The 11601-nt window shown below is 33.7% G+C and carries 9 protein-coding genes, 1 other RNA gene and 1 pseudogene; 6 read left to right on the top strand and 5 right to left on the bottom strand.

What is annotated here, in order from left to right:
* The 3 genes and pseudogenes from B2S90_RS00440 to B2S90_RS00450 form a co-directional block, all read right to left on the bottom strand.
* Positions 1 to 533: pseudogene (locus B2S90_RS00440) on the bottom strand (peptidase); the annotation flags it as partial.
* 373 nt (positions 534 to 906) lie between these two features.
* The gene (locus B2S90_RS00445) at positions 907 to 2388 is read right to left on the bottom strand and encodes a glycoside hydrolase family 1 protein (protein ID WP_055233464.1); all 1482 of its coding nucleotides are present in this window, start codon (positions 2386 to 2388) and stop codon (positions 907 to 909) included.
* Between the two features lie 147 nt (positions 2389 to 2535).
* A complete protein-coding gene (locus tag B2S90_RS00450; RefSeq protein ID WP_006504857.1) occupies positions 2536 to 3627 on the bottom strand; it encodes a DUF871 domain-containing protein in 1092 nt (363 codons plus the stop codon).
* 188 nt (positions 3628 to 3815) lie between these two features.
* On the opposite strand from B2S90_RS00450, the gene B2S90_RS00455 reads away from it, so the two are divergent.
* The 6 genes from B2S90_RS00455 (at position 3816) to B2S90_RS00480 (ending at position 9788) form a co-directional block, all read left to right on the top strand.
* The gene (locus B2S90_RS00455; protein WP_286696366.1) at positions 3816 to 5525 is read left to right on the top strand and encodes an MraY family glycosyltransferase; all 1710 of its coding nucleotides are present in this window, start codon (positions 3816 to 3818) and stop codon (positions 5523 to 5525) included.
* An 81-nt stretch (positions 5526 to 5606) separates the two neighbouring features.
* Positions 5607 to 5828 (top strand): preprotein translocase subunit SecG, encoded by a 222-nt coding sequence (secG, locus tag B2S90_RS00460; protein WP_006504859.1) that lies wholly within the window; start codon positions 5607 to 5609, stop codon positions 5826 to 5828.
* A gap of 54 nt (positions 5829 to 5882) precedes the next feature.
* Positions 5883 to 8012 carry a ribonuclease R gene (rnr, locus tag B2S90_RS00465; RefSeq protein ID WP_286696367.1) on the top strand — a complete coding sequence of 710 codons (2130 nt, stop codon included), beginning with the start codon at positions 5883 to 5885 and terminating at the stop codon, positions 8010 to 8012.
* A gap of 5 nt (positions 8013 to 8017) precedes the next feature.
* Positions 8018 to 8464 (top strand): SsrA-binding protein SmpB, encoded by a 447-nt coding sequence (gene smpB / locus B2S90_RS00470; RefSeq protein WP_006504861.1) that lies wholly within the window; start codon positions 8018 to 8020, stop codon positions 8462 to 8464.
* A 1-nt stretch (position 8465) separates the two neighbouring features.
* Positions 8466 to 8818, top strand: a transfer-messenger RNA (tmRNA) gene (ssrA, locus tag B2S90_RS00475).
* Between the two features lie 562 nt (positions 8819 to 9380).
* Entirely contained in the window at positions 9381 to 9788 is a 408-nt protein-coding gene (locus tag B2S90_RS00480) for a PH domain-containing protein (RefSeq protein ID WP_055235229.1), read from the top strand.
* A gap of 138 nt (positions 9789 to 9926) precedes the next feature.
* Here the strand turns inward: B2S90_RS00480 and B2S90_RS00485 are convergent, their stop codons facing one another.
* Positions 9927 to 10094 (bottom strand): hypothetical protein, encoded by a 168-nt coding sequence (locus tag B2S90_RS00485; protein WP_286696368.1) that lies wholly within the window; start codon positions 10092 to 10094, stop codon positions 9927 to 9929.
* 73 nt (positions 10095 to 10167) lie between these two features.
* A complete protein-coding gene (locus B2S90_RS00490; RefSeq protein WP_070101840.1) occupies positions 10168 to 11550 on the bottom strand; it encodes an IS3 family transposase in 1383 nt (460 codons plus the stop codon).
* Positions 11551 to 11601: the final 51 nt, after the last annotated feature.

Raw genomic sequence — 11601 nt, forward strand, 5'->3', positions numbered from 1 at the left:
GAACATTTTCCTACTTCCCATAATGAACCATGGAAGATTCCTGGAAAACGATCTGTGATATCAAAGGTGAGGTCTGTACCACGTTTAGTTGTGACATGTATTGTTTTCGCATCACGTAATTCCCAGAACATTGGCATTCCAAGCATTGTGGCTTCATCAGGATCCATTTTTAAGAATTCCTGCTCAAATATTGATTCACCATTATTTGTAGACATGGGCATGGATAAGAACTGTGCACCACGTGAAAGTGCATAGTTCACAGCATCTGTTGTAATAAATGAATAATTGGTTGCCCCTACTATCGCATCTGCTTTAGCCATTTCCCATTTTAAGGCATCTATACTTTTACCATTTTGTATTTCATGTGATTTTAATTGGACAACCTTACATCTAGCACCAATATGATCACATGCTTTTAAAAAGGCATTTGCTTCTTTAAGTTTTGTTTCATCTGTCACAAAATATACTAAATTATCTTTTGTAAGATGGAGCCAGTCTTCCACAACTATTCTTGCTCCTTCATTTATATTCATGTAAAATCAACCTCCGACAATCATTATATAGAAAATCAACATTTCTTGCGATAAATATGATAGAAAACTACTCAACAACTTGTATTGCAGTTCAAACAGATACGACTCCTTCTATTCTTATCTGTATCGCAAAGAAGCTAAGTTATTCAGTAAGTTTAGAAGATTTGGTGTAGATGCAAGAACCTATACAAATGGACACCTATTACCAGAAGTACTCCATAATAATGGTATCCTTATGATTGTCCTCACTGGTATTGGCTAGAATGATTTATCTCATCTTGTGAATGCATCACTCTATGTATCTACAAGAGAAAAATCTTATAAGAAAAACTGGCGTAATTAACAGAATAACGCCAGTTCAGTAATACCATTCTTAAGAATGAAGAATAGAGTCTCCATTTGTTTCAATGATTTCTTTATATTCTTCGTAAGAATCTTTTAGTTTTCTTTCAAGTGTTCCATGTCCATCATTAAAACGATCAACATAGACAAAACCATAACGCTTCTTCATTTCTCCAGTACCTGCAGAAACAACATCAATAGGTCCCCAATATAAGTAACCCATACATTCAACACCATCTAGAATGGCTTCATGGACATATTTTAAATGTTCCTTGATATAGTACATTCTATATTCATCATGAATATGTCCTGTTTCATCTAGATTTTCATCTAATCCAATACCATTTTCTACAATAAAGAGTGGTAAATGATAACGATCATATAAGATATTCATCACATAACGGATACCTTTTGGATCAACTGGCCAGCACCAAGGTTCTGGTGAACATTCCTTTACAAATGGATTAGCACGTCCTTTTAATCCACCTGTATTACCATCCATACCAACAGACTGATCATATGTACTAGAACGATAATAACTAAATGAGAAGAATGCGACTGTATTTTCTTTTATTAACTGTAATTCATCTTCTCTCATTTCTGGTGCACAGTCATGTTCTCTCCATACACGTTTTACATAACCAGGAATTTCTCCTAAACAGAAGACATCACCAAAATAGAAATTGTTTAATCTTACTGTATTATATGCCCCAAAGACATTATCAGGATTACAGTCATATGGATATGTTGCAACAGATGAACATGTTAACATACATCCTACTTGTGCATCTTTATCAATCTCACGGCATAGTTTAACTGTCCAGGCATTGGCTACACAGATATTATAGTAAGCAAGCCATTTATCTTTTTCAGTTGTTGAACCAATAGGGTCACTAGGGTCTTTTGGATTATCAATAGTCAATACTCCACCTGCCACTAGTGGGTTGATCATCATATTATTGACTTCATTAAATGTTAGCCAGTATTTTACTTTACCCTTGTATCTATTGAATACTGTAGTTACGTAACGTTTCCAGAAATCAATCAGTTTACGATTGCTCCATCCTCCATATTCAGTAATAAGATGTAGAGGTGTTTCATAATGACTTAATGTGATCACTGGTTCCATACCCAATTCCAACATTGTTTCAAACATGTCATCATAGAAAGCTAAACCTTTTTCATTAGGTGTTTCTTCATCCCCGTTAGGGAAGATTCTACCCCAGGCAATAGATGTTCTAAAGCAGTTAAAGCCCATACCAGACATTAATTGTAAGTCTTCTTTATATCTATGATAGAAGTCAATGGCTTCATGACTTAAGTATGCTTTATTTGGATCTAAGCACATTTCATATTTCTTTGTTTCTTCATTCCATTTAATACCAGGATCCTTAGAACCAATACCCACCATTACATCAGTGACATTAGGTTCTTTACCATCTTCTAGCCAGGCTCCTTCACATTGATTGGCAGCAACAGCGCCACCCCATAAAAAATTCTTTGGAAAACTCATATTCTTTTCCCTCCTATACATTTCTATTCTAATCTAAAATAAGAAAAGATATGTTGTTCTTCCTATTTATGAAAAATATTTCTAAATATGAAATTATATGAGTCTCGCGTTAAAAGGCTATATGCATCATGCATATAGCCTTGACTATTATTTAATAATCTTGAAATAGTGACCTGGTTCAATCATGTCTAAGAACATCATTTCTTCTTCTTTTACATGACCACAAAGGTTTCTTTCACCATCATTTGGAATATCTCTTAATGCGATTTCTAATTCACCACGATAATGAGCTAAATTATCATTAACGATTAATACATCACCACGATGGAACATCTTCTGTTCTGTTTCACGATGTGGGATACTTTCATTCTTATACTTTACTCTGCTTCCAGATGAACGTAAGAAGAATGAAGAATGATCATAACGATCCCAATGTGGATAGTAATCATAAATGATTTCCTTTTCAACATCTGATAAACCTTCTACTTCATCAATCTTGAAGCAGATGTTCTGGTAATCAACTTCTGATAAGGCTTTTAATTCTTCTTCTGAAGCATAAGCATTACCAATGATAATATCATCAACATCTCCAGTTGCAAGCATTAAACGAGCCTGTAAATCAATTGGAAGACCTCTTAAGATTTCTACTGTTGGTAATCCACAGAATACATTCCAAGGACCATGTGTATGTGGCTGGTTACTTGATACGAATGCAGCTGTATGAAGATTTAATGATTTCCAATAAGCATTGAAGTTAACAAAATAGTTCCAGTCTAAACCAGAATATCTTTCTGGGAAGAAGTTATGACAGATAATAACCTGATCTTTGTTTCCGCCCTGTTCTAATAATAATTCAACACCCTGGTCCATAGAACCGTTGAATTCAATCTGAATATTATAAGGGTTTCTAGTAACCTGGATATCTCCTGTAGTACCAAATGAACCATCTAAACGGATGATATCTACACCCATATCATGGAATGGTTTTAAATCACTATAAGTAGCACCTAAATGTTTAAATACTTCTGGGTTAGTGTCTACTGCAACAACATAACCTAAAGAATGTGCCTTATCCATGAATTCTCCAAAATCCTTCATGATCTTTTCTTTTGGATCATTCACTGATAATAAACAAGTAAAGATTCTTGAGAAGCCATACTTAGCAGCAAGTTCTAAGTAATCATAAACTTCTTTTTGAGTTGATTTTTCAGGATAAACTGAAATTCCTAAGCGATGCATAATAAATCCTCCTATTTTTATTTTCTGATATCATTATATCATTTATACCAATAAAAACAATATGTATTTTATGCAGTATAAATACGTTCTCTCTATATTATACATTAGTTGATTTACTTTGCGTTAAATTTCATTGCTTTGCACATAGTTCACATTTGATATATAATGAACATAATATGGAGGTACCTATGACACTCAATAATATATTAGCGTTCTGTGTGACATTCATTATATCAGTCATCTTAACCCCTTTTATCGGTAAAATCACAAAAGAAATGGGTATAATAGCCCATACTAATAATAGAACTGTACATCACGGTATTATTCCTCGTACAGGTGGATATGCCATCTATGTGGCATTCCTTATAGGGGCAATGGTATTCCTTAAAACAGATAATCAGATCAACTCTATATTAATAGGTGGTTTGATTGTTTTCTTATTTGGCTTATATGATGATATTCATGACCTTCCTCCAAAGATGAAGGTTCTTGGACAGGTCGCTGCAGCACTTATAGTCATATTTTATGGTGGTATATCTTTAAAAGGATTTACTATTCCTTATATTCCTACTATTCTTTCTTATTCTATTGCCTTAATAGTCACTCTAGGATGGATTGTAGGTATTACCAATGCAGTAAACCTTATTGATGGATTAGATGGCTTATGTGGTGGTATATCCATGATTGTGTTGATCACTACAGGACTCATCTCTATCCATTATGGTCGTACAGATATCACCTCATTAACACTCTTACTTGCAGGATCCATTGGAGGATTTTTAGTATTTAATTTCCATCCTGCAAAAATATTCATGGGTGACTGTGGGGCTTTATTCATTGGTTTCATGTTATCTGTGATTTCTTTATTAGGATTTGGATTTAAGTCCTCTACATTCTTTACTTTAGGGGCACCTATTGTAGTACTCGCAGTACCTATTATGGATACACTCATTGCGATTATTAGACGTAAAGTACATCATCAGCGCTTTGATGAAGCAGATAAAGGACATTTACATCATAAATTAATGTTCTCTCTAGAACTAGGTCAGACTAAGAGTGTTCTTATTCTATATATTGCGACCGCATTATTCTCTATCTGTTCATTTATCCATATATATAGTGTAACTGCATCAATTCTATTATTCGCATTATTACTCCTTGTATTTGAGATATTCGTGGAATATACCAATATGATTTCACGTAAATATAAACCAATTCTTACAATTCTCAATATATTCTTAAAAAGAGATGATTTACCAAAAATCAAAGAATCTAAGACATATTTAATGATAGCAAAAAGACATCATGTGAAATATATTCTTATCGGGTTCTTATGTGCTGTGATTGCAGTAAGTGGCGTCCTTGTTTATCATAATCATAATGATAAGAAGCCTGTCGTCAATACTCCCGTCATTACTTATGCTATGCCAAATCATCCTACTTCTTTAATGAAATCAGTACATGAAGATATCAATGCCTCTCATACTAAGAGAAATACATGTCAGAATGTTGCTGCATTATTTGCGATTGATTTCTTTACTATTTCTAATAAGAAGAAAGATGAGATTGGTGGTGCGCAGTATTTCTATAGTGATCGTTTAGATAACTTTGAAGAGTTTGCGAAGTCTAGCTATTATGCGAGTGTGAATGATATGATAGAAAATAAGACAAATCTTGATGAAGTCACAACATATGAAGTGAACTATACAAGAGCATCCGATGTTACATTAAGTGGTTTAGAAGATTATGAATATACAGATGTTGGGTTAGAAATTACATTTAACAAAAAGAATTTCTATTACAACTATCAAACTATTAACGTAAAAGTAACACTTATAGAAAAGAATAATCGTTTTAGTGTTGTTTCCCTTGACTTCAACAATGGTGTGAGCGAATAAAGGTGTTGTAATCGATATATTTTTATGATATTATTTATTCGCTAATGTAGAAAAAGTCTAAAAGAAAAGGAGGCAGGAAAAATGTTAGAAGTACTTTTGATCATTGTTTCTATAGCCCTAATTATTGTGTGTCTTTTACAAACGGGAAAAACTGATGGTATTGTTAATGCATTAACTGGCCAGAGCTCTAACCTTTTTGCACAGCAAAAAGAAAGAGGTGTGGATTTAGTTCTTACACGTATTACTGTGGGACTAGGTATTGCATTCTTTGTTATCGCAATTCTTATTAAAATGGCAGGATAATAATAATAAAGGGGCACTTATGAGTGCCTCTTTTCTTTTGTTGGAGGTGAATATATGAGAGAAGATGTTTTAGAATTATTAAAGAATAAAGACTTAAAAGATAGAAAAATAGATGCTCTTGCAAGTGCACTACATTATGATTCTACTGAAGAATATATCGCATTTGTAAAGCTTATGAATAGATTAGAAGAAGATGGCGAAGTGATTAGAGATAATCAGAATAACTATCATTTGATTGATGATTTCCATTATTTAAAAGGTGTTTTGAGTTTAAATAAAAAGGGATTTGGTTTTGTAAAGGTTGATGAAGAAACTGAATACTATATTAATAGCAAGAACCTCAATGGTGCTTTTGATCAGGATGAGGTTATGATTGAAACAACTGTCTATAGAGGAAAACCTGAAGGACGTGTTGTAAAGATCATTAAGCGTGGTATGACTCGACTTGTTGGATTAGTCAGAAAAGGTAGAAGAGAACTCATCATCATGCCTGATGATCCTAAGTTTACTGATTGGATTTATGTAGATGAAGCCCATGCACATGGTGCTATGCCTGGACATAAGGTTGTTGTAGAGATTAAGAAGTACAAGCCTTATTTAAAGGGTGATATTATTAAGATTATTGGTCATAAGAATGATCCTGGTGTAGATATCTTATCTGTTGTGAATAAGTATGATGTAGATATTGATTTTCCACAGGCAGTCTATGATGAGATTGAATCTATTCCTCAGTCTATTGATCCAAGTGATATTCCTAATCGTTTAGATATTAGAGATTGGCAGATTGTGACTATTGATGGTGATGATGCCAAGGACTTGGATGATGCGATCTCTTTAAAGAAATTAGATAATGGGAATTATCAGTTAGGTGTTCATATTGCGGATGTTTCATTCTATGTGAATGAAGGAACTGAATTAAATAAGGAAGCGATTAGAAGAGGGACTTCTATTTATCTTGTAGATAGAGTGATTCCTATGCTGCCTCATAAGTTATCTAATGGTATCTGTTCACTTAATGAAGGTGTGGACCGTTATGCAATTAGCTGTATTATGGAGATCAATGATAAAGGGCAGGTTGTAGATCATAATATCTACCCTACTGTTATTAGAAGTTCTCATCGTATGACATACAATAATGTGAATGCAATTCTTGCAGGTCATAAAGGACTAAAGAAGAAATACAGTGATGCTGTTGAGTTATTCTTTAATATGAAAGAATTAGCTGCTATCTTAAGAAAGAAGAGAGATCGTCGTGGTGCGATTGACTTTGATGTAGATGAAGCAAAGGTTCTTGTAGATGATAAAGGACGTGCTGTAGATGTTGTCTTAAGAAATCGTGGTGAGAGTGATCATATTATTGAAGAGTTCATGTTATGTGCTAATGAAACAGTAGCTGAACACTTTAAATGGATGGATGTACCTTTTATCTATCGTATACATGAGTATCCTAAAAAAGAGAAGTTACAACAATTTGTTTCCATTGCGAAGCCTTTGGGTTATACTATTCATGGGTCTCTTGAAAAGATCAACCCTCATGAATTAGCACGTATGATTGAAGAATCTAAGGGAACACCTGAGCATGATATTATTTCTACATTATTATTAAGATCAATGCAGAAAGCACGTTATGATGCACAATGTCTTGGACACTTCGGTCTTGCAGATGAATTCTATACACACTTCACATCACCTATTAGACGCTATCCAGACTTATTGGTACATCGTTTGATTAGAACTTACTTATTCAAGAATGATTATTCTAGAATGAATGAGTTTGAAGAAATGATTCCAGTACTTGCTGAACAGTCTTCTAATCGTGAAAGAATTGCGATTGATATTGAACGTGAAGTCGAAGATATGAAGAAAGCTGAATTTATGTCTCATCATGTTGGTGAGGTATTTGATGGTTATATTTCTTCTATTACAAGTTTTGGATTCTTTGTATCACTTCCTAATACCATCGAAGGTCTTGTTCATATGACTTCCTTAACAGATGATTATTATGCTTATGATGAAAAGAATCTTATTCTTATCGGTGAACATACAGGACGTATGTTCAAGATGAGTGATCCAGTAAAAGTCAGAGTAACTGAAGCAAATAAGCTAGAAAAAACAATTGACTTCGAACTTGTAAAAGCTGGAAGTCATAGAAAGAAGAAAAGAAAATTCCGTACAAGAAGGTAATATATATGAAAATCATCTCAAATAACAAAAAAGCATATCATGATTATTTTATCCTAGAAACTTTTGAAGCAGGTATTGAATTAAAAGGTACTGAAATCAAGTCTATTCGCAAAGGCAGTGCTAACCTTAAGGACTGTTTTGTAAGAATTAAAGACCACGAAGCTTTTATTGAGAATATGTATATTGCCCCTTATGAAAATGGAAATATCTTTAATCATGAACCTAGACGTATTAGAAAACTATTGCTTCATAAGAAAGAAATTAGTAAACTAGAGAAGAAGGTTCGTGAGGATGGTTTAACAATCGTTCCTACAAAGCTTTACTTCAATACCTCAAAAGCAAAGCTAGAAATTGCTCTTGCAAAAGGTAAGAAGCTTTATGACAAGCGTAATGATTTAAAAGAAAAAGATGCTAAGCGCGATATTGAGAAAGCTCTCAAACGCGCTTATTAATGGGGGCGTCTTGGATTCGACAGGGGTCAGTTTGAATCAGGCAGCAGTCGTTGGCAAACGTTACATGCACAAACAAATATCTGGAAACAGAACAAATTACGCTTTCGCTTAATAGTCGACATAGACTTGCGAATGCAGACCTATCTGCGCTTACACCTTTAGAGTCTGTAACATAACCTGTAAGATAAGGGATATAGGATGTTCTGACTATATTCATGAAAATCAATCAGAAATCGGTATGCGAAAGATTGCTTATTGATCGTAACATACTTAAATTGATTCAATAAGATAAACTGTAGACACCTGATATGGAACGGCTTTTGGACGGGGGTTCGATTCCCCCCGCCTCCACCATGAATAATTCGAACATAATGTTCGTTCATATAAAAAAACCTATGAGAGCAGTTCTCATGGGTTTTTTGTTTCTTCTAATACTTAATAACTTCCTACAGTTATATACTTATATGATATAATTCTTATGTGGAACAACCGTATACGGTAGGTGGTTATCCTTGGTCGTCATGACGAAGGTACGCAATCCTTCGAAATTCACATTCCTAGAAGTTTTGGGAAAATCTGAAAAACGGAGGTGATGCGCAATGACAGCATATGAAACAGTCATGGTGGTGTTAACATCGTTAGCATTTATTGTGTCTATTATAGGAATCATTGTAAAGTTACTTCTTATCATTATAGATAAAAGTGCAAAAAAATAACTACCTCAGCCTCGGGAAAAGTTTGAGATAGTTATTTCAATCATATAAAACCCAAGGACAACCGCTTACTGGTTGTTCCATCGTTCACAATTATTATAGTTCACGCTTAATTCAAAGTCAATATGTGCAAATGTGACTGACTGATATACTAAGACCAATACATTAAGACCTACAAAATTTATTAACTGAGGTGTTAGAAAATGTCAAAAAAAATGAGCAAATTAATTTCTGTTTTCATTCTTATTTTTCCTATTATGATAATTGCTTTTACTATAGTAGATTTTCAGTCTGAACCGATGGTCAATTATGATAATGAAAAAATATCTATAAAGGCACCGTTATGTAGTGAAGAAAGCATTTATTATTCAGACATTAATGATATAAAATACATCGATCAATTTGATTTTGGTAAGAAAGTAAAAGGACAATTTAATAAAAATTACACTGCCGGATGGTTCAATAATACCGAATATGGAGATTATTATTTGATATCATGTAACAATGTAGAAGATAGTAAGTATTTATATATAAAATCAAATGATAAAGTATTTATACTTAATGTGAAAATGGCTGAAGTATTTTCAAAAATTAACACTCTGTCTAAGTAAATCGTTACTTTAGATACAGCAATACATTTCGTGAACTAAGAGATTTATACTCTACTTTCGCTTTAAATTAATAATACAAGCGAAAGTTTTTTTAGACAAAAAATTTAAAAGGAGAGCCATTGCATGCTCTCCTTTAAATTATTTCAGGAATTTCTTCTTATAGTAATCATCAGAAACAACATGATAAATATTATAGAGTGAATATTCTTCACCATTGACTACATAAGTTAAACTAGAGATGTTAGGTTTTTCCACTCTTGTTTTTAACTGGATACATTTATTCGATACTTTCTCTAATGATTTCAACTCTTCACCATATACCTTAAAGTCATATGCTTCTATAGGCTGGGAGGTGCGGACAATTTCTTGGACCTGTTATTTAAATAAGATCCAGTAATTGTCTGTACTCTTTTGGACTTAGATAATTTAGCGATTGTTTTATTCTTTTGGTATTGTACCACTCAATATATTCATTGATAAGAGCTGTGAATTTTTCTATACTTATATTATTCCATTTTCTTCCGTAAAACATTTCGTTTTTCATTCTTCCAAAAAAGCCCTCACATGCAGAATTGTCTGGCGAGCATCCTTTCTTAGACATGCTTCTTTGAAAGCCGTACTTGCTCATTCTACTGATCCATCCTGGCCATCGATAATGTGCTCCACGATCACTGTGTACGATTGGCCTTTCTCCGTTTTTTAGTGTTTCATGGTATTCATCCAGCATGCTGTTGACGAGTTCTGCATTTGGATTTGTACTTATTTTCCATGCAGATACCATCCCATCAAAACAGTCTATGATTGGTGAAAGATATACCTTTCCAGCAGGTATTGAAAATTCAGTAATATCCGTCAGCATTTTATGATTGGGTCTGTCAGAGTGAAAATCCCTGTTGATAAGATTTTCAGCTGCTTTTGTAATTTCTCCCATATAAGAGCTGTATTTCTTAGCTCTCCTAATCTTCACTTCCAGCTGATTTTCTTTCATGATCCTTCTGACGATTTTTTCTGATATGATGATATTTTGCTTTTTCAGTAAGGCGTGGATCCTTCGATAGCCATATCTGCTGTCATTTTCATGAAATAAATGCGTAATTTCTTTGGCTATGGCTTCATATTTTGCCTCTGAATGGATGACCTTATGCTGATAGCAGTAACTGCTTTTTGAAATATTCATCCTTTTCAAAAGCAATGACAATGAATACTTATCTCTCAGGGCATCGATGATCATTGTCTTTTCTTTATTTTTTAAATTGAACTGATCGATGCCCTGATCTTTTTTTAGTATTTTGATTGTTTCCTTAAGAATATCATTTTCCATTTCCAGTTCCTTGATTTTTGATACAAGTTCTTCTTGTCCGGAATCATGATCAGACGTATCTACAATAATTTTACCTCGAGGCAAATGCTTTTTTTTACTTGCCAATGCAGCTGCACCTCCAACAACATATTTTCTTCTCCAGAGATAGATACTCGTTCTTGAGTAACCAGTTTCCTCTGATACTGATTTTATATCTTCTCCTTTTTCAAAGCAACGACGAATGATAGATAATTTTAATTCCAGTGATGGATGTCTCCTATGCTCAGGTGTATCTGAATAGTCAACGGATGCTTTTTCCTTTATTTCAATATTTCTGTTTTTGATCCATGTATACATATTCTGTCTGGTTGGATAGCCAAGTTTATTGATGACTTTGGATATTGAACCAGTTTCATCATAAAGGGCAAGTGCCTGCTGTTTTTCTTGTTCCGTATATGCCATATATTTTCCTCCATTGCATCATCTTTGGTCCAAGAAATTGTCCGCACCTCC

Source organism: Catenibacterium sp. UBA627 (genome assembly GCF_002299355.1).
Taxonomy (GTDB): Bacteria; Bacillota_I; Bacilli_A; order Erysipelotrichales; family Coprobacillaceae; genus Catenibacterium; species Catenibacterium mitsuoka.